The sequence below is a fragment of the Methylobacterium ajmalii genome, assembly GCF_016613415.1.
In the GTDB taxonomy this organism is placed as follows: Bacteria; Pseudomonadota; Alphaproteobacteria; order Rhizobiales; family Beijerinckiaceae; genus Methylobacterium; species Methylobacterium ajmalii.
The window spans coordinates 1-19,386 of sequence record NZ_JACWCT010000152.1 but is presented as its reverse complement, the minus strand read 5'-3'; the positions used below and the strand labels follow the sequence as shown (position 1 = coordinate 19,386).

Annotated in this window: 15 protein-coding genes and 1 riboswitch; of the genes, 8 read left to right on the top strand and 7 right to left on the bottom strand. The window is 71.9% G+C overall.

Going from position 1 to position 19,386, the window contains the following annotated elements:
- Positions 1–66: 66 nt before the first annotated feature.
- Genes HPY23_RS27075 through HPY23_RS27065 form a run of 3 tightly spaced genes read right to left on the bottom strand, consistent with a single transcriptional unit; the run spans position 67 to position 5,026 of the window.
- Entirely contained in the window at positions 67–1,422 is a 1,356-nt protein-coding gene (locus HPY23_RS27075) for an NCS2 family permease (protein ID WP_060849114.1), read from the bottom strand.
- Entirely contained in the window at positions 1,413–4,181 is a 2,769-nt protein-coding gene (locus tag HPY23_RS27070; protein ID WP_091884750.1) for a molybdopterin-dependent oxidoreductase, read from the bottom strand. Before HPY23_RS27070 ends, HPY23_RS27075 begins: the two co-directional genes overlap by 10 nt.
- On the bottom strand, positions 4,178–5,026 hold the full coding sequence (locus HPY23_RS27065; RefSeq protein ID WP_091884752.1) for an FAD binding domain-containing protein: 849 nt from the start codon (positions 5,024–5,026) through the stop codon (positions 4,178–4,180). The genes HPY23_RS27070 and HPY23_RS27065 overlap by 4 nt, the downstream gene beginning before the upstream one ends.
- A gap of 297 nt (positions 5,027–5,323) precedes the next feature.
- Here HPY23_RS27065 and HPY23_RS27060 point away from each other — a divergent pair, with 297 nt between their 5' ends.
- Both HPY23_RS27060 and HPY23_RS27055 read left to right on the top strand, forming a co-directional pair.
- On the top strand, positions 5,324–6,202 hold the full coding sequence (locus HPY23_RS27060) for a hypothetical protein (RefSeq protein WP_091884755.1): 879 nt from the start codon (positions 5,324–5,326) through the stop codon (positions 6,200–6,202).
- A gap of 143 nt (positions 6,203–6,345) precedes the next feature.
- Complete coding sequence (locus tag HPY23_RS27055) at positions 6,346–7,398, top strand: DMT family transporter (RefSeq protein ID WP_091884758.1); 1,053 nt, start codon at positions 6,346–6,348, stop codon at positions 7,396–7,398.
- Positions 7,399–7,527: 129 nt separating this feature from the next.
- Here the strand turns inward: HPY23_RS27055 and HPY23_RS27050 are convergent, their stop codons facing one another.
- From HPY23_RS27050 to HPY23_RS27040, 3 genes are all read right to left on the bottom strand, one after another.
- On the bottom strand, positions 7,528–9,816 hold the full coding sequence (locus tag HPY23_RS27050; protein WP_091884761.1) for a putative bifunctional diguanylate cyclase/phosphodiesterase: 2,289 nt from the start codon (positions 9,814–9,816) through the stop codon (positions 7,528–7,530).
- A gap of 648 nt (positions 9,817–10,464) precedes the next feature.
- A complete protein-coding gene (locus HPY23_RS27045; protein ID WP_060849108.1) occupies positions 10,465–11,904 on the bottom strand; it encodes a peptidase in 1,440 nt (479 codons plus the stop codon).
- Positions 11,904–14,039, bottom strand: coding sequence for a TonB-dependent receptor (locus HPY23_RS27040; protein ID WP_200601521.1), 2,136 nt, complete (start codon positions 14,037–14,039; stop codon positions 11,904–11,906). The genes HPY23_RS27045 and HPY23_RS27040 overlap by 1 nt, the downstream gene beginning before the upstream one ends.
- A gap of 265 nt (positions 14,040–14,304) precedes the next feature.
- Positions 14,305–14,505: riboswitch (cobalamin riboswitch) on the bottom strand.
- Positions 14,506–14,722: 217 nt separating this feature from the next.
- Here HPY23_RS27040 and HPY23_RS27035 point away from each other — a divergent pair.
- From HPY23_RS27035 to HPY23_RS27010, 6 genes are all read left to right on the top strand, one after another.
- Positions 14,723–15,937 (top strand): ABC transporter substrate-binding protein, encoded by a 1,215-nt coding sequence (locus tag HPY23_RS27035; RefSeq protein ID WP_091884764.1) that lies wholly within the window; start codon positions 14,723–14,725, stop codon positions 15,935–15,937.
- Between the two features lie 91 nt (positions 15,938–16,028).
- A complete protein-coding gene (locus HPY23_RS27030; RefSeq protein ID WP_091884767.1) occupies positions 16,029–16,856 on the top strand; it encodes an aldo/keto reductase in 828 nt (275 codons plus the stop codon).
- A 276-nt stretch (positions 16,857–17,132) separates the two neighbouring features.
- Complete coding sequence (locus tag HPY23_RS27025; protein WP_091884770.1) at positions 17,133–17,570, top strand: acyl-CoA thioesterase; 438 nt, start codon at positions 17,133–17,135, stop codon at positions 17,568–17,570.
- The gene (locus HPY23_RS27020) at positions 17,567–17,971 is read left to right on the top strand and encodes an ACT domain-containing protein (protein WP_091884772.1); all 405 of its coding nucleotides are present in this window, start codon (positions 17,567–17,569) and stop codon (positions 17,969–17,971) included. Before HPY23_RS27025 ends, HPY23_RS27020 begins: the two co-directional genes overlap by 4 nt.
- A 163-nt stretch (positions 17,972–18,134) precedes the next feature.
- Positions 18,135–18,341 carry a hypothetical protein gene (locus tag HPY23_RS27015; protein WP_060849102.1) on the top strand — a complete coding sequence of 69 codons (207 nt, stop codon included), beginning with the start codon at positions 18,135–18,137 and terminating at the stop codon, positions 18,339–18,341.
- Positions 18,342–18,352: 11 nt separating this feature from the next.
- Complete coding sequence (locus tag HPY23_RS27010) at positions 18,353–19,117, top strand: sulfite exporter TauE/SafE family protein (protein WP_244537533.1); 765 nt, start codon at positions 18,353–18,355, stop codon at positions 19,115–19,117.
- A gap of 16 nt (positions 19,118–19,133) precedes the next feature.
- Here HPY23_RS27010 and HPY23_RS27005 read toward each other — a convergent pair.
- A partial coding sequence (locus tag HPY23_RS27005) for a hypothetical protein (RefSeq protein WP_200649703.1) occupies positions 19,134–19,386 on the bottom strand: 253 nt, incomplete at its 5' end.

Genomic DNA, 19,386 nt, shown 5'->3' with positions numbered 1-19,386 from the left:
CGCGCGCTACACCTTGCCCGGGCAGCCCTGCCGCGGAGGCGGGAGGGTTGAGGACGGCTGCGCCCGTCAGTGCGCACTCCCCGTCGCCACGAACTTGAACAGGAACACGCCCGCGATCACCCACACCACCGGCTTCACCTCCCGGAAGCGGCCGGTGAGCAGCTTGATCACCGCGTAGGTGATGAAGCCGAAGGCGACGCCGTTGGCGATCGAGTAGGTGAAGGGCATCAGGAGCGCCGTCACGCAGGCCGGCAGCACCTCGGTCAGGTCGTCCCAGTCGAGATCGACCAGCTCGTGCAGCATCAGGCAGGCGACGTAGAACAGAGCCGGAGCCGTGGCGTAGGCCGGGACCGAGCCGGCGAGCGGCGCGAAGAACAGGCAGGCCAGGAACAGGACCGCCACCGTCGCCGCGGTGAGCCCGGTGCGCCCGCCCTCCTCGACGCCCGACGCGCTCTCCAGATAGGCCGTGGTGCTCGACGTGCCGAGGAGCGAGCCGACGAAGATCGACGAGGAATCGGCCATCAGCGCCTTGTCGAGGCGCTCCATCTTTCCCTGCGTGAGGAGTCCCGCCCGGTTGGCGACGCCCATCAGCGTGCCGGTGGCGTCGAACAATTCGACGAGGAAGAACACCAGGATCACGTTGAGGAGCCCGCCCGACAGCGCGCCGGTGATGTCGAGGGCGAACAGCGTCGGGGCGATCGAGGGCGGCAGCGAGGCGACACCCTGGAAGGTGTTGTCGGCGACGACGAAGCTCAACGCCGTGACGGTCAGGATGCCGGCGAGCAGCGCGCCGCGCACCTTGCGCACGGAGAGCACCGCGACGATCAGGAAGCCCAGTACCGCCAGCACCGCGCTCGGCTTGTGCAGGTCGCCGAGGGTGACGAAGGTCGCCGGGCTCGCCGCCACCACGCCGGCGCTCTTCAGCGCGATGATCGCCAGGAACAGCCCGATGCCGACCGTGATAGCGATGCGCATCGACCGGGGGATGCCCTCGACGATGATGCGGCGCAAACCCGTCAGCGTGACGACCATGAAGAGCAGGCCGGAGATGAACACCGCACCGAGCGCCGCCTGCCAGGTGTAGCCCATCTGGAGCACCACCACGTAGGCGAAGTAGGCGTTGAGCCCCATGCCCGGCGCCAGCGCGATCGGGTAGTTGGCATAGAACGCCATCACCAGCGAGCCGATCGCCGCGACGAGGCAGGTCGCGACGAACACCGCCCCCTTCGGCATCCCGGCATCGCCCAGGATGTTGGGGTTGACGAAGATGATGTAGGCCATCGTCAGGAAGGTGGTCAGCCCGGCGAGCAATTCCGTGCGCACGGTGGTGCCGTGGGCCGAGAGCGCGAAGGTGCGCTCCAGGAACCCGCCTCGGGAGGAACCGCCCGGCCCGGTCAGGCCGTCGTCGCGCTTCAGGTCCATCGCTTCTCCTCGCCGCTCTGGGTCGTGGTGCCGATCTGCCGGTAGATCCGGTCGGGTGCGAACGGCGTGGCGGTCAGCCGTGCGCCGGTCGCGTCCCGGATGGCGTTGGCGAGCGCCGCCGCCACGGGGTTGAACGGGCTCTCGCTCATCGACTTGGCGCCGAGCGGCCCGATGCCGTCATGGGTGTCGGCGAAGATCACCTCGGTGCGGGGCACGTCGGCGATCGCCGGGATGTGGTAGGTGCGGAAGGTCGGGGTCGCGACCCGGCCCTCGGCGTCGATCGCCAGGTCCTCGTACAGCGCGGCGCCGAGCGCCTGGGCGACGCCGCCCTCGATCTGGCCGCGGCATTGGACCGGGTTCATCACCCGCCCGGCATCGGCGGCGTGGACGCTTCGCAGGAGGCGCACCTCGCCGGTCTCGGGCCGCACCGCGACCTGGAAGCCCTGGACGTTGAACGCCACCGATCGCGGGCTGCCGTCGGCATGCCCCACGGCCTCCGCGGGGCCGAGATCGGCCAGGGGTATCCGGGCCTCTCCCGCGATGACCGCATCGCCGTCGAGCCGGCATGCGGCGGGATCGAGCCCGAGCCGGGCGGCGGCGCGCCCCCGCAGCAGCGCGGCCAGGCTGTCCGCGGCGCGCCACGTTGCCTGGCCGGCGACCACGATGCCGGTGCTGCCATAGGCGCCGGTATCGTGGCTCACCGCGTCCGTGTCGCCCTGGCGCAGGACGATGCGGTCCGGCGTGGTGGCGAGAACCTCCGCGGCGATCTGGCCGTGCACCGTCGAGGTGCCGTTGCCGAACTCCACCGTGCCGACGCGCAGGACGTAGCGCCCGTCCTCGATCGCGATCCGCGCCTCGGCGAAGTGGCCCCGCGGCGGGATGGTGTCGATCATGGACAGCGCCATGCCCGATCCCGTGCGCCAGCCCGGCGGCGCCGGAGGCGGGGGCAAGGCCAGGGCCTCCGCGACCCGGTCGAGGCACTGGTCGAGGCCGTAGCTGCCGTACCGCACGTCGTGCGGCTCCAGGCTCGTCGCGACCATCGGGTCGCCGGGGCGGACGACGTTGCGGCGCCGCAGCTCGAACGGATCGAGGTCGAGCGCCCGGGCGAGCTCGTCCATGGCGGATTCGACCGCGAAGATGGTCTGGCTCAGGCCGTAGCCGCGGAAGGCGCCGGCCGGCAGGGTGTGGGTGTGGACGGAATAGCCGTCGACCCGCTTGTTGGCGCAGCGATAGACCGCGATCACCTCGTTGCAGCCGTGGTGCAGCACGCCGCCGGCATGGTTGCCGTAGGCGCCGGTATTCGACAGCACCTGGAGGTCGATCGCCGTCAGGGTGCCGTCGGCACGCGCCCCGAGGCGCACCCGCACCCGCATCGGGTGGCGGGTGGTGGTGGCAGTGAACTGCTCGGTGCGGGTCAGCTCCCAGCGCACCGGCCGGCCGGTGGCCAGCACGGCGAGCGCCACCAGGTCCTCGGTCAGCATCTCCTGCTTGCCCCCGAAGCCGCCGCCGACCCGGCCGCACTCGACCCGGATTTTTTCGCGCGGGAGGTCAAACAGGGCGCAGAGGGCGTCGCGGGTGAGGAACGGCACCTGGGTGCTGGAGCGGATGACGAGGCGCCCGTCGGCATCGCGCCAGCCCATCGCCGCGTGGGTCTCGAGATGGGCGTGCTGGACCCGCTGCGAGCGGTAGGTGCCCTCGTGCACCACGTCGGCCGCCGCGAGGCCCGCCGCGACGTCGCCGATCTCGCCATGCGCCTCGGCGGCGAGGTTGGGATGGGGATGGAGCGGCGGCGCGTCCTCGCCCGTCGGCCGCGCGCCGTGGACCAGCGGCGCATCGGGGTCGAGCGCCCGCTCGGGATCGAGGCAGGCCGGCAGCACCTCGTAATCGACCCGAAGCGCCCGGCAGCCGGCGGCGGCGGCGGCCTCCGTCTCGGCGAGCACCGCGGCGACGCGCTGGCCGACGAAGCGCAGGACGGGATCGAGCACCCGCGTGTCGCTGGCGTCGTCGGCGGGGTTCTCGTGCCGGGCGGTGGAGAACAGCCGGTCCGGCGCGTCCGCATGGGTCAGCACCCGCACGACGCCCGGCACCGCCAGCGCGGCGGCGGGATCGATGCTCACCACCCGCGCATGGGCGTGGGGCGAGCGCAGCACCTTGAGGTGGAGCGCGCCCGACAGGTCGTGGTCGAGAGTGTAGCGGGCGCGGCCGCTGACGATCGCGGCGCTGGCCGGGGCCGGGGCGCCCTGGGGGCAGGGCGGCGCGGCCGGGCCGTCGCTGCCATCGATCGCGGATGCGCGGCCCTCGATCGCGGATGCGATCCCTTCGATCGCGGATGCGATCGACAGGTAGCCGGTGCAGCGGCACAGGTTGCCCTTCAGCGCCGCCGGCAGGTCGCGGCGCTGGCCCTGGTCGAGGGCGGCGGCGGTCATCACCATGCCGGGGGTGCAGAACCCGCACTGGAACCCTTGCGCGGCGACGAAGGCCGCCTGGACCGGGTGGAGCGCGTCCGGCACGCCGTCGTCGGGGGCGCAGGGGCCGGCGAGGCCCTCGACCGTGGTGACCTGCCGCTCCGCCGCCCGGAAGGCCGGCACCAGGCAGGAATGCAGCGGCTCGCCGTCGAGATGGACCGTGCAGGCGCCGCAATCGCCCGCGTCGCAGCCCTTCTTGACGCCGAACCAGCCGAGCTCCCGCAGCACGGTGCGCAGGGATTGGCCGGGCCGGGGCGCGACCTCGTGGCTCGTGCCGTTGACCGTCAGCCTCATGGTGCCCCTCCCGCGGCGTTCCCCGCGGCCTCTCCCGCCAGCTCGGCCCGGACCTCCTCGGCGAGGAGCCCGGTGACGTGGCGGCGCCAGTCGGGGGCGCCGTGGACGTCGTCGTACCAGAGCCCGTCGGGGATCGCGGCGGCGAGCGCGTCGCGAAGCGCCTCCGCCCCCGGCAGGGCGGGCCGGTCGATCCGCACCGGGCGCCGGGTCGCCGCCGTCACCGTGAGGGCGAAGGCACCCGATGGATCCAGGGTGGCGATCGCGAGCGCCCCCGAGCGCCCGTTGGGGCTGAGCGACAGGCGCCGGAAGGCCGTGCGGCGGGCGAGCGCCGCCGCCGGCAGGTCGATCCGGCGCAGGATCTCGGCGGGGCCGAGCGCCGTTTCCTGCGGGCCGAGCACGAGGTCGCGGATGGGCAGGCGGCGCTCGCCGCCGTCCGGCGTCCAGATCAGGCCGGTCCCGTCGAGGGCGACCGTCAGGGCGATCATCGGCCCGGCCGGCAGCGCCAGGCACAGGTTGCCGCCGACGGTCGCGGCGTTCCAGACCTTGAACGAGCCCAGCAGCGCCCGGCAGCACTGACCGATCAGCGGGGCGGCGCGGAACTGCGGCGGGAGCACGAGCCGGTCAAGGGCGGCGATGGTGCAGGTCGCGGCGATCCGCAAGCCCGACGCATCCACCGCCAGCGGTTCCCAGCCGAGGGAAGGCAGGTCGACCAGCCGGGCGATCCCGTCCTGCGGCTCGGAGAAGAGCCAGGTTCCCCCGGCGAGCCAGGCGTCGCCCGGCCGCCAAGGCGGCAGCATGTCCCGGGCGCGGGGCGCCACCACCTCCGTGATGCTGTCGAGGTCCATGCGGGGTTCCTGCGATCCTCCCGGGGTGCGGCCCCGGCGGGGGCCTCCCTCACCATAAGGCAAGATCCTGTCCAGCGCGGCTGCGGCGTGGCGGCGTCCGCCGCCCCGCACCGATCCTGAGCCGGCGAACATCAATTCATGCGATCGCGTTAACTATCCGTCAGCATTCTGTTTGACTCCAACAGTTCGTTAATACATTTTTCACGTATACCGAATGACGAACAGGCCGGCATCATGTCCACCCTCGACAAGTTTAATTTAAATTATACTGTTCCGTCGGCAATCGAGGCGACAGACATGGAACCGATCTACCCGAACGTCATCGAGGCTCACGCGACGGCGCCGGAGGCGGCTGAACTGACGGGGTCCGGTTCGACCCAGCGGCAGGGCCAGGGCTCCGGCCGGTCGGCTAAACCGCAAGGCAAGTCAAACGGAAAATTCAACCACAAGTCTGCGGCATCCGGGCCGGTCGACGCCGACGCGATCATCAAGGCGTTCAATACCTGGGCGTTCAAGCGCGAGCAGCCCGGCAACCCCGAGCGGCTGGTGCCGGCGGTCGATGCGGCGGCGCGCGCCGGGCGTCCGGTCGAGTTCGTCCTGTACTGGGGCAAGGGCCCGCGCGCCGAGATCGCCGCGCCGGACCTCGCCTGCCTCGACTATCTCGGCCAGCTCGCCGAGCGTGTGCGCCAGGTCTACGCCCCGGGCGCGATCTTCCGGCTGATCTTCACCGACACCCATGCCACCCTGAACGGCCATCCGGCCGCGGCGATGAATGCCTATTTCGACGCCATCGACGCCGCCGCCCAGGCCCGCGGCTTCGCCAGCACCCGGCTCAGCGACGTCGTCGCCTTCGCCCGGGAGATCGGCGCCGGCACCGCCGAGGAGGAGCCGTCGGGCGAGATCCTGGCCAGCCTGATCGCCTGCGCCGCCAAGTGGTACCGCGGCGAGGGCTCCACCGAGCAGGGCGCCCTCGACTACCACCGCATGAACATGGTCGAGAAGCGCGCCGTCGCGGCGGCCTTTCCGGAGGCCCTGTTCGTCACCTTCAACGGCAGCGAGTTCCGCGACCTGTTCCCGGCCACGATGCCGATCTTCTACATGTATTCCCTGCGCCGCGGCGTCGGGGTGAAGCCCTGGTTCATGGACGCCCAGCCGGCGGCACAGACGACCGCCTGACCCGGCGACGGCCTCGCTAAGCAGATCTCGCCGAAGTGGTTACCGGTTCGGCGCCGAAAATCTGCGACCAAACAAGAACCTAAGCGGGCGAAGCGTTGGCCTGCCAACGCAAGTCTGCTTGGAGAGCCCCGGAGAAGCCCCCCATGCAGAGCGCCGCCCGTCCCCAGGCCGCGGGTCGTCCCGACGTCGCCGGGCGTCCCGCCGACAACGTCCCCCTCGGCATCGCGCTGATGATCGGCGCGACGGTGCTGCTGACCCTGTCGAACGCGTTCTCGAAGCACCTCGTCGCGCATTATCCCGTCGGCGAGGTGATGTTCCTGCGCTCGTCGATCGCCTTCGGGCTGGTCTGCGCCTTCATGCTGCCGGCGACGGGCCTGTCGGTGTTCCGCACCGCCAAGCCCCGGGCCCACGTCGCCCGCGGCCTGTCGCAGGCGATTTCGCAGACGCTGACGGTGCTGGCGCTCGGCCTGATGCCGCTCGCCGGGGTCACGGCGATCGGGTTCTCGGCGCCGCTCTTCGCCGCCGTGGTGGCGATCCTCTGGCACAAGGAGGCGTCGGACCCGGTGCGCTGGGCCGTCCTGGTGGTGGGCTTCCTCGGGGTCCTGGTGGTGACCAATCCTGGCGCCGATTCGCTCCAGGTCGGCGCCCTGTTCGCGCTCGGCAACGCCGTGATGTACGGCACCGTCACGGTGGCGGTGCGGGGCATGGCCAAGACCGAGAAGCCCGGCACCCTGCTGATCTGGCAGATGGCGGTGATGACCGCGGCCCATGCAGCGCTGCTCGCCTTCGGCTTCCGCTGGCCGAGCCTGCCCGATGCCGCCCTGTTCGGGCTGCTCGGCGCCTCGAACGTCGGCGCGCAGTATCTCTGGACCCGGGCCCTGTCCGCGGCGCCGGCCACCGCGGTGTCGCCGTTCTACTACCTGATGCTGGTCTGGGGCATGGCCCTCGGCTACCTCGCCTTCGGCGAGGTCCCGAACCTGCACCTCGTCGTCGGCGGCGTGATCGTGGTGGCGGCCGGCGCGCTGCTGCTCTGGCACGAGACCTGGCTGCGGCGGGGGCGGGAGACGCGGATGCCCCGCTGGCCCGCTGGCTGGATGCGCCGGCGCGACGGCGGTCCCCTGCGGCTGTCGCGCCCGGAGGTCCATCGCCTGCACAGGCCCGCGGCACTCGACCTTTCCCGGGATTTCGCGGCCTGAGCGAGGGGACACTGCCCCCTCGGCCTCCTGCGGCGGACCGGTCGCCGGTTCGGCGCAGGATTGTCGCCGTCGGCCCGGGACGGGACGCGTCGACCGGGACGCGGCGACCCCGGTCTTAGCAGGGGCCGATCACGCCGCCCGCGTCGCCGCGCGCCGGTCCTCGGGGCGCCAGCGGGTGATCAGGGCCTGCGCCTCCTCGGCCGGGACCGGGCGGCTGAACAGGTAGCCCTGGACCTCGTCGCAGCCGAGCAGGGACAGGACGTGCTGCTGGTCGGCGGTCTCGACCCCCTCGGCGGTGGTGCGCATGCCGAGCGCCCGGGCGATGTCGATGACCGCCCGGATGATCGCCGCGTTCTGGGCCCCGCAGCCGAGCCCGGTGACGAAGCTGCGGTCGACCTTGATGCGGTCGAAGGGGAAGCTCCTCAGGTAGTTGAGCGAGGAGTAGCCGGTGCCGAAATCGTCCATGGCGATGTGGAGGCCGAGCGCCTTGAGGTCGCGCAGGATCGCCAGCGTCGCCTCGCCGCTGTCGAGCAGCATCTGCTCGGTGATCTCGAGCTCGAGGCGGTGGGCCGGCAGGCCGGTCGCCTCCAGCACGCCCCGCACCATCCCGACGAGGTCGGGGCCGGCGAACTGCACCGGCGACAGGTTCACGGCGATCTTGAGCCGGTCGGGCCAGGTCGCGGCGCGGCGGCAGGCCTCGGTCAGCGACCACTCGCCGATGGCATGGATGAGCCCGCATTCCTCGGCGATCGAGATGAAGGTCGCGGGCGGCACGTTGCCCCGCACCGGGTGGCGCCAGCGCGCCAGCGCCTCGAACCCGGCGATCTCGCCGGTCTTAAGGATCACCGAGGGCTGGTAGTGCAGCTCCAGCTCGCTCCGCTCGATCGCCCGGCGCAGGTCGGCCTCGAGCTGGCGCCGGTCCTCCAGCCCCACGCTCATCTGCCGGTCGTAGAACAGGAAGGTGCCGCGCTTGCCCGCCTTCACGGCGTAGAGCGCGAGGTCGGCGGCGATCAGGAGGTCGTCGGCGGTCCCGCCGTCGCCGGGCGCGACCGCGATGCCGATGCTCACGCTCGAGCGGATCTGGTGGCTGCCGATCTCGAAGGGGGCCAGGACCGCCTCGGCGATGCGCTCCGCCAGGGCCTCCAGGGCCGCCCGGTCGCCGACGCCCGGCACCAGCAGGGCGAACTCGTCGCCGCCCAGCCGCGCCAGCACCTGGCCGGGCGCCAGGACGGCGGCGAGCCGCTCGCCCACCGCCTGCAGCAGGTCGTCGCCGATCTTGTGGCCGAGCGTGTCGTTGACGAGCTTGAAGCGATCGAGGTCGAGGAACATCACCGCGTAGGGCGCGGCATCGGGGAGATTGCCCTTGGCCGCCTCGGCTTCGAGGGAGGCGCGGAACACCCGGCGGTTCGGCAGGTCGGTGAGGGGATCGAGCGAGGCCAGGCGCGCGACCCGGGCCTCCGCCTCCGAGCGCTTGGCCTCGATGCGCAGGAGCTTCTCGACCGCGATCCCGACGAGCAGGGTCAGGATCGCCGCCACGATGGCGTCGATCCGCAGGGCCGATTGCGCGTCCTTGTAGATCTCGACCTCCGGCACGCTGACGCTGACCCAGAGGGGCTGGTCGCGCACCTTGCGGATCGTCACCATCCGGTGCTGGCCCTCGTCGGGCATCGCGAGGGTGAAGGTGCCCGAGCGGCCGGAACGGATCTTCTGGAAGGTCTCGGTCCGCGACAGGTCGGCGCCGACCCCGAACCCGCCGCCGACGCCGCCGCTCGAGCGCACCACGCCGTCGCTGCCGATGAGCGAGATCGCGGCCGGGCTGCCGAGGTCGATCTTGTCGTAGAACTGGGTCAGGTGGCTGGGGTTGAGCGAGGCTACCACCACGCCGCCGAACCGGCCGTCCGGCCCTAGGAAGCGGCGGCTGACCTGCACCGAGACCCGGCCGCTCGCCCGCCCGATCACCGGGCGGCTGATGTAGAGGGCGTCGTCGGGGCTCTCGACGTGGATGCGGAAATGGTCGCGGTCGCTGAGGTCGGTCGCCGGCGGCGGCTGCGGGCCGACATTGGTCGCCCGCATCACGCCGTCGCGCCCGATGATCGCCACCTGCACGATGATCTCGCTCAGGAGGTCGGTCGTGTTGACGATCGTGCCGAAATCCTCGCGGCCGGCGCGGCTCTCGATGCTGCGCCGCATGTAGAGCAGCGCCTTGTCGATCTCGCCGATCGAGCGCAGCACGTTCTCCTCGAACACCATCGCGAAGTTGTGGGTGGTGCGTTCGGAATCCTGCAGCGCGCCGCGCAGGTCGTTGACGTGCTTGGCCCCGACGCCGAGCCAGAGCAGGACGACCACGATCGTGCCGAGGATCACCGGGCCGCGGCGCTCCGCCAAAAACCTGGGAAATTGCTTGAGGTACACCGCCATCCCGGCTCGTCCAGCGCCTTCGTTCGGTCGAGCATGCATGGCGAACGTTATCGAGATCTGAATACGATCGTCCTATTCCGACACTTTCGCCTGTGCGTACAAAGGCATAGCCTTTTGGGGGAGGGCCCCGGCGCCGAGTCGGATGGACTATCCGGCGCCGCCGTCCCGTATAGCCGCGTCCATGACCGTCCAGGCCGACATGGCGATCACCGACGGTACGTCGAGTCGTCGGATCCTCGTCGCCTCTCCAAGTCGAGGCGGGGGGATGCAACCGAAAGTAGTGAGAAGGATCATGCTTTCGTGTGCGTTGCAAGGCTGCGAGATCGTGTATCCCGTTCCTCTGGTCTTGGTTGTCCGGCTCCGCCCAATCGATCAACCGACGCGCGAGGCATCGCCGCAGCGCCTGCACCCGACAATCCGCCGGTTCGACGCGGGTCTTCCCCTGTCGACTTGATCACCGGTCCTGCCGGCCGGTTCAGCGTATTCGCATGTAGAGACGCGCGTCGATCGTCCTTGCGTCGGCGATGCGGGCGTCCCCTACCGGTTCCGGCAAATGAATATTCGGCTGCGGGCGCGATCCATTCTGTCGCCGGCGTCCGAACCGCGCCGATGACGAGGGCCGCGCAGGCCGGGGGATCGGGCCGGGTCTCAGGCCCGGCGGCGACGCAACCGGCGCCAGCCGAGGACCGTGCCGCTCGTCGCGACGACGAGGCCGAGCGCCGAGAGGGTGACGATCAGCGCCAGGCGCAGTGCCGGGCGCCCGGCGAGCGGGCCGGCATCGAGGGTGTGGAGCGCGTCGAACAGCCAGCGGTTCGCCCGGCCGCTGCGGTCGGTCCGCCCCAGGATCGCCCCGGTGGCGGGGTCGAGGTGGAACCAGGTCCCGGCCGGGTCGTCGAAGGCGAGGCGCAGGACCGGCAGGATCGGGGCGCCGTGGCGGTCGTACCAGTAGGCGTCCGGCACCTCGAGGCGGGTGACCTCCCGCAACCGGGCCGCCGGCAGCATCGCCCGGCCGGCCGCCACGATCGCCTCCGAGGTCAGCGCGCTGCCGCAGCACGGCGCCGTGCCGCCGGGACCGGCGGCGAGGATGACGGGCCGCCCGCCGATCCAGGCGAAATCGAGCGCGACGGTGCCGGCGGGAGCCCCCGCCAGGGCGTCGGGGCCGAGCGGGAAGACCGGCGCCGCCTGCCCGGCATAGGCCGCCCGCATGGCGGCGTCGGGGCCGCGCGGCCCGAACCAGCCGCGCGGGTTCATCGACAGCCAGCCGCTGACAAGGAAGGTGACGACGACGAGGCCGCCCGCCACCCCGGCGAGGTGGTGCCAGGCGGCCCAGCCGCGATAGGGAGTCAGCCGGTCGCGCATCAGCCGCACGAAGCCCAGCACGTAGCCGCTCACGCCCGCCGCGAGCGCGATGCCGGAGACCCACAGCACCACGTCCTGCCACAGGCCCGCCCGCGCCCGCAGCGGCGTCAGGTAGATCCAGTGGGTGACGGCGCCGGGCCAGTTCCACACCCGCTCGGCCCGGGTGGTGTCGAGGGCGAGCTCGCCCGTCGCCGCCGACAGGTAGAGCTCGGTCCCGGCCGGATCGCCGAGGGCGACCACGCGGAACGGCCGCAAGGGGTCGTAGCGCGCCGTCACCGTCCACTGGTCGCGGGTCACGGTGCCGAGATCGGCGACGGCGCGCGCCGCCGGATGGACGGCGGCGAGCGCCGTCGCGTCCGCCGCCGTCAGTTCGGGCACCGGATCGCCGGTCACCGCCGACAGGGCCTGCCGGCGCCCGTCGGTATCGGCGATCCAGTAGGCCGGCGCGCCGCCCCGCATCGCGAGCGTCAGCCGGGCCGGGTAATGCGCGAGGCCCGCCCGCTCCAGGGCCGCCTGAGGGGTGACCCGCACCAAGGCGAGGGCGAGCGGCGGCAGGGCGCCGAGCCGTTCGCCCTCGGTGAGGGTCGGGAAGCCGACGCACAGCATCACCAGGCCGGAGCCGAACCAGAGGAGGATCAGGAGCCCGGTGGCGATGCCGAGCCAGCGATGGCCGAGATGCAGCCACCGTTTGAGCCGCTTGACGGCCGCCTTCGCTACCCTGCCGTGCATCAGAACACGACGTGGTAGGCGAGCTCGACCGAGCGCGGCCGGCCGAGCAGCCAGGAATTGGTGTTGCCCCGCACCGCGTAGATCTGGTCGGTGAGGTTGTAGCCGCGCAGCGACAGGCGCGAGGTCGGGGTCACCTGCCAGTCGAGCGTCGCGTTCACCAGCGTGTAGGCCGGCCGCTTCACCGTGTTGGCGAAGTCGCTGAACACCGGCCCGACATCGTTGACGCCGAGCCGCGCCACCCAGCCCGGCGCGAAGGCGTAGCTGAGCCAGACGTTGGTGACGCGCTGGGGCACGTCGACCGGGACCTTGCCGGCGAACGACACCAGGCCCGCATCGGTGTTCTGCGAGAAGCTGTCGTAGCGGGCCTTCAGCAGCGCGGTGTTGGCCTCGATGCGCCAGGCGTCCGAGAGCTGGTAGGCCAGCGCCACCTCGACGCCGCGGGAGGACTGGCTGCCGACCTGCGCCACCTCGGTCGGCCGGTCGGGGATCGGAGAGAGCAGGTTGTCCTTGGCGATGTGGTAGGCCGCCACCGTCCACTCGCCGCGCCCGCCATCGAACAGGCCCTTGGCGCCGGCCTCGACCTGCTCGCCGGTGGCGAGCTGGAACTGCGCTTGCGGGACGCTGGTGGTGATCAGGCTGCCGAGCGGGTCGGCGGCGGTGGCGTATTGTGCGTAGAGCGCGAAATCCGGAACCGGGGTGTAGACGGCGCCGACCCGGAAACTCGTCGAGTCGAAGGTCTTCTCGAAGCGGCTGCCGGCCAGCGGCCGGCTCACCGCCACCGTCGGGGCGTCGTAGCGCACCCCCGTCACCAGGGCGAGCTGGGGCGACAGCTCGATCCGGTTCTCGGCGAAGACCGAGGCCTGGCGGGTCCGCGACACGATGTCGGTGCGGGTGCCCGCGACGTTGATGAAGGCGCCCGGGACCGGGTTGAACGGATCGACCGTGCTCTCGCCGCCGAACGGCGCGTTGCTGTCGCGCCGGAACGCGATGTGGTTGACGTCGAAGCCGACGACCGTCGTGGTCTTGAAGCCGAACAGGCTGCTCCGGAGCGTCGCGTCGAGGCGGTTGCCGATCTGCTCCTCGTGGTGGAGGATCTCGATGTAGTCGCTGCGGCCGATCAGGCCGGTCGCCGGCTGGTAGGTGTATTGCTCGACGTCGCGCCAGTGCCGCTCGGTCGAGAGCCGGTAGGCGGTGTTGCGCACCGTGATGTCGGCGCTCGGGTTCCATTCGGTGCGCAGCTGCGTCCAGTTGTCGAACCAGGCGATCTGCGAATCCCGGATGTTGTAGTTGATGAAGCGCAGGCGGTCGGGCACCCGGTTGCCGACGAGCGGCGAGCCCCAGTAGCGGGTCGGCTCGTTGTAGCCGAGGTCGTGCGAGAGGGTGACGGCCAGGTCGGGCGTGACCCGCCAGGTCATCGCCGCCGAGAGGGCGAGGTTGCGGAAGTCGCCGTCGGGCTTGACCCAGCCGTCGGCCCGGTTGCCGCTGAGGTTGATCCGGTAGGCCAGGTCCTCGCCGACCGGCCCGCCGCTGTCGAGGGCGAGCCGCGCCACGCCGTCGGAACCGATCGCCGCCCGCGCCTCGCCGAGGGCGGTGAAGACCGGCTTCTTCGGCACCACGTTGATGATTCCGCCGATCGCGCCCTCGCCGTAGAGCACCGAGGCGGGCCCGCGCAGGACCTCGATCCGCTCCGCCGACCAGGTGTCGAACGGGAAGGTGACCGTGCCGACCCCGACATAGAGCCGCGTGCCGTCGTAGAGCTGCTGCACCGAGCTCGGCCCGACGAAGCCGCGGCTGGCGAAGGAGAGGTTGCCGTTGCCCGGGCCGGCGACGCTGGTGATGCCGACGGCGTTCTGGGTCACCGCCTCCTCGACGGTGTTCTGGCCCCGGGCTCGGATCGTCTCGCCGGAAATGACGTCGAGGCTCGCCGGGGTCTCGAGCGGGGTGAGGCCCAGCCGGCTGCCGGAGCGCGCGGGCGTCGCGAGGTTGAGGCCGGGGGCGGCCACCTCCCGGTTCCGGCCGCCCGCCACGTCGATGGCATCGAGGGGCAGGTCTTCGGCGCCCGCGGGCGCGGCGGCGAGGAGCGGGGCGGCGAGGGCGGCGACGGGAGCGAGGCGGCGGGCGCGACGGGGAGACATGTTCGTTTCCAGAGGAGGCGTGCGCACCGTCCGTAGCGGAGCCATCCTGAAATGTAACGTTATAAAGTTACATTCTCGCCATCCGGTCCGTCGTCGTGATGGGACGGCGCGCGGAGGGCGCGCCGCATCGGCGGATCGGGGGAGGGCGGCGGAGGACATGGCGGGACGGGACGCGGCTGTGGCACGTCACCGCGAACGACGGCGCGACGGGGACCTCTCGCCCCCATCCCGACACCCGTCAGGACACCCCGCCCGACGTGCTCGCGTGTGACCACGGCTGACGGCAGGTCTCCTGGCTCACGGGTCGTCGCCTGCCATCGTCTTCCCAGGAACCGTGTCGGGTTCCCAGTGACATGAGTGATGGAAGGCTCGCCGCTTACAGTTGCGGGGGCAGCCGCGGCTTCGGGCAAGCCCTCACCGCGTTCCCTTTTGATCCCCGGAGGGAACCGTCGACGAAAAGCTTAGCCATTCGGCAATCAAGGAGCAACCGTCGTCGACGCGCGAGAGACGCGGAAGACGAGAACGGACGGCGCGACGGACCGCGCCGATGCAGCCCCCGGCTTTCTCAACCACGCCGCGCGATCCCGCATCGACGCCGCCCCGCACCCCTGACATACAGAGGCCCGAACGGCCCGGTCGGGCCGCGAACAAGATCTGACAAAAACTCCCTGGGAGGATCCCCGATGTCGTTCCGCTCTCGGGCCGCCGGTCTCGCCGGCCTCGCCCTGTCGCTCGCGCTCGGCACCTCCGCGCTGGCGCAGGATTCCAAGGCGCCGATCAAGGTCGGCGTGCTCAGCGACATGAGCGGGCCTTTCGCCGACCAGGCCGGCACCGGCTCGGTCACGGCCGCGCAGCTCGCGGTGGAGGAGTTCGCCAAGGAGGCCGGCGAGCTGAAGGTCGAGGTCGTCTCGGCCGACCACCAGAACAAGCCCGATATCGGGCTCGCCACCGCCCGCCGCTGGCTCGACCAGGAGGGCGTCTCGACCATCGTCGATCTGCCGAACTCGGCGGTCGCGCTGGCGGTCGCGAACCTGATGCGGGAGCGCCACCGGGTGGCGCTGGCCTCGAGCGCGCTCACCTCTGACCTCACCGGCAAGGCCTGCGCGCCGACGACCGTGCAGTGGGTGTCCGACACCTGGGCGCAGGGTTCGGCCACCGCGCGTGCCGTCGCCGGCCGCGGCGGCAAGTCGTGGTACTTCGTCACCGTCGACTACGCGCTCGGCCACGCGCTGGAGCGCGACGCCACCGTGGCGCTGAAGGCCGTCGGCGGCACCGTGAAGGGGTCGACCAAGCACCCGCTCAATGCCGGCGACTTCGCCTCGCCGCTGCTCTCGGCCCAGGGCTCGGGCGCTCAGGTGCTGGCGCTCGCCGATACCGGCGCCGACATGATCAACGCCGTCAAGCAGGCGGCGGAGTTCGGGTTGATGCCCCAGATGCGGCTCGCCGCCCTGTTCGTGCAGCTCTCCGATACCCATGCGCTGGGCCTCAAGGCGGCGCAGGGGCTCCAGCTCGCCAGCGCCTTCTACTGGGACCGCACCGACGGCACCCGCGCGTTCGCCAAGCGCTTCGCCGAGCGGATGAACGGCCGGATGCCGACCGAGAACCACGCCGGCGTCTATTCCTCGACCCTGGCCTACCTGCGGGCGGTGCGCGACACCGGCACGATCGAGGGCGAGAAGGTCGTGGCGGCGATGCGCGAGAAGCCGATCAACGATCCGCTCTTCGGCACCGTTACGGTGCGCCAGGACGGCCGCGCCGTGCACGACGTCTTTCTGTACGAGGTGAAGAGCCCGGCCGAGAGCAAGGGGCCGTACGACTACTACAAGCTCCTCGACACCGTGCCGGGCGACCAGGCCTTCCGGCCGATGGCCGAGGGCGGCTGCCCGCTGGTGAAGTAGGGGAGCCGCGCCCGACCGCCGCCTCGACTTCGGCGGGGCCCGACCCAGATCAGGAGTTCGCACCCCTGTCAGGCCCCGCCGAGAGTTTCCCATGTCCGACGCCGTCCTGACCCTGAACGACGGGAAGCGCATCCCCCAGCTCGGCTTCGGGGTGTGGCGGCTCGAGAACGAGGAGGCCCCGGCGATCGTCGGGGCGGCGCTCGAGGCCGGCTACCGCTCGATCGATACCGCGGCGGTCTACGGCAACGAGGCCGGGGTCGGCCGCGCCATCGCGGCCTCGGGCCTGCCGCGCGAGGAGGTCTTCGTCGCCACCAAGGTCTGGAACGACCGCCACGGCTACGACGAGACCCTGCGGGCCTGCGAGGACTCGCTCGCCCGCCTCGGCCTCGACCACGTCGACCTCTACCTCGTCCACTGGCCGGTGCCGCAGCGCGGCGCCTATCTCGACACCTGGCGCGCCCTGATGCGCCTGCGCGAGGACGGCCGCGCCCGCTCGATCGGCGTCTCGAACTTCACGATCGAGCACCTCAAGCGCGTCATCGACGCCACCGGCTCGACGCCGGCGATCAACCAGGTCGAGCTGCATCCGCGCTTCCAGCAGGACGCCCTGCGGGCCTTCCATGCCGAGGCCGGCATCGTCACCGAGGCCTGGGCGCCGCTCGGCCGCGGCGGGGTGCTCGACGATCCGGCGATCCGGGCGATCGCCGAGAAGCACGGCCGCACCCCGGCCCAGGTCGTGCTGCGCTGGCAGCTCGACATCGGCAACGTCGCGATCCCGAAATCCGCGACGCCCGCCCGCATCCGCGAGAACCGCGACGTGGCGGGCTTCGCCCTCGATGCCGACGACCTCGCGCGGATCGAGGCCCTCGACGACCCGGCGGGCCGGATGGGGCCTGACCCGGAGACCTTCGGGACGTGAGTGCCGCTTGATCGGCGGCGCCGGGCCGGCCTAAGCAGACTTGCGTTGGCAGGCCAACGCTTCGTCTGCTTAGGTCAGTGTTGCGTCGCAGATTGTTGTCGCAAAACCGGTGAACACTTTTGCGAAATCTGCTTAGAGCATTTTCCGACGAAGTGGAAACCGGGTCGTCTCAGAAAATGCGACAAAACAATGACTTAGCGAGTTTCGCGATTGCAGCGCGATCGTGAAGTGCTCTAGGCTCGGCCTTCTGCCGACGGTGAAACGAGAGACAGCCCTTTGAGCGGCCGCACGCCCCCCGAGACCCGCGCCGCCTACCGGCGCTTCGTGCCGATCACCACCCGCTGGGCCGACAACGACGTCTACGGCCACGTCAACAACGTGGTCTATTACGCGTTCTTCGACACGGCGGTGAACAGCGTGCTGATCGCCGACGGCGTTCTCGATATCGCGAAAAGTCCGGTGATCGGCCTCGTGGTCGAGACCGGTTGCCGCTACTTCCGCTCGATGGCGTTTCCCGACCGGGTGACGGCCGGAATCCGGGTCGCGCATCTCGGCACGTCGAGCGTGCGCTACGAGGTCGGGCTGTTCCGCGAGGACGAGGAGGCGGCCGCCGCACAGGGGCACTTCGTCCACGTCTACGTCGACCGGGCGACGCAGCGCCCGGTGCCCCTGCCGGCGGAGCTGCGCCGGGCGCTGGAGTCGCTCACCGCATGACCGGCGAGACCGACCTCGCGCGGCTCCTCGCCGGGATGCGGCCGGAGCGGCGGCCGGGCAGCTACGTCTTCGCGACCCTGCCGGACGGCGCGGTGCCGGCGGGGCTCGACCCGGCGATGCGCTTTCGCGAGGCCGAGGGGACGACCCTGATCCTGACCGGGGACGAGGCGGCGCGGGCCGGGCTTGACGGCGCCTTCCCGTGCGGCTGGATCACGCTCGCGGTGCATTCCTCCCTGTCGGCGGTCGGCTTCCTCGCCGCCGTGACGGCGCGCCTCGCGGAAGCCGGCATCGCCGTCAACGCGGTCTCGGCCTTCCACCACGATCACCTCTTCGTCCCGGTCGCGCGGATGGACGAGACGATGGCGCTGCTGCGGGACCTCGCCGGGCCGTCCGAGCCCTGACGCGACCGGCGTGCTCCGGCGGTCCCCTCGGACTTCGAGCCGCCCGGGCCTGTGGTCCGCCCGGGCCTCTGGCCCGCACGAAGGCAACATTCGTCCCTTACGGCTTGTTACCCCCTCCGGCGCCGCCCAAGCTCGGGCCGTTGCCACCGGAGGACGTCCATCCATGCCGCCGCGCATCCCGCTCAGCTCCGGTGGCCCCGGCCCGCTCGGTCTCGTCGCCCTCGCCCTGGCGATCGTCGCCGCCGGCCTGCTCCTCGAAGGGCACCCGGTCGACGCCTCGGTCCTGCCGCGGGTCGGGGAGCCGGAGATCGTCGGTTCGCCGCTGCCGAGCCAGGAATCGATGCTCCAGGACCTGATCGGCCGCGACTGACCGGATCCGCAGTGACCGATCTCCTCGCCGGCACCGCCGGCCCGCTCGGCTGGGCGGTGATCCTCGCCACCTTCCTCGTCGCCGGCTTCGTCAAGGGCGTGATCGGCCTCGGCCTGCCGACCGTGGCGGTGGGGCTGCTCGCCACCGTGATGAGCCCGGCCCAGGCCGCGGCGCTGCTGATCGTGCCCTCCTTCGTCACCAATATCTGGCAGCTCCTGGCCGGCCCGCGCTTCGGGGGCCTGGCGCGCCGGCTCGGGCCGATGATGGCGGCCATCGCCGTCGGCACCGTGGCGAGCGCCGGGCTGATCGCCGGGGCGCGGGGACCGGGGCCGGCGAGCGCGCTCGGCATCGCCCTCGTCGCCTACGCGGTCACCGGGCTCGCCGGTCTGTCGGTCCGGGTGCCGCCTCGGGCCGAGCCCTGGCTCTCGCCCCTCGTCGGCCTCGCCACCGGCCTCGTCACCGGGGCGACCGGCGTCTTCGTGATCCCGGCCGTGCCCTACCTCCAGGCCCTGAACCTCGACCGGGACGGGCTGATCCAGGCGCTCGGCCTCTCCTTCACGGTCTCGACCGTGGCGCTCGCCGCCGGCCTCGCCCGGGAGGGCGCGCTGCCTCTCGCCGCCGGGGCGGCCTCCCTCGTCACCCTGGCGCCGGCGCTCCTCGGCATGGCGGCCGGGCAGTGGCTGCGCGGCCGGGTCTCGGCGCCGACCTTCCGGCGCGCCTTCCTGATCGGCCTGCTGCTCCTCGGCGCCCACCTCGCCCTGCAGCCGTGGCTGTGAGGCGAGCGGCTGCGCCCTATTCGTCGTCGTCGTCGAGGGGACGCAGCACCTCGATCCGCCGCCCCGTCGCGTCCTCGATCGTGGTGCGGCGCATCACGAGGTAGCCGCCGTCCCGAGCGCGGCGGATCCGGTCGGCCCGGGCGTCGATCCACAGATCGGTGGGCGCCTGCAGGTCTGGCGGGGCGTACCGCACCGGCCGCGTCGCGGCGATCCGGGGCGGCGCTCCGGCGACGCGCCGGGCCGGCGGCGCCCCGGCCCCGCGCGTCGCC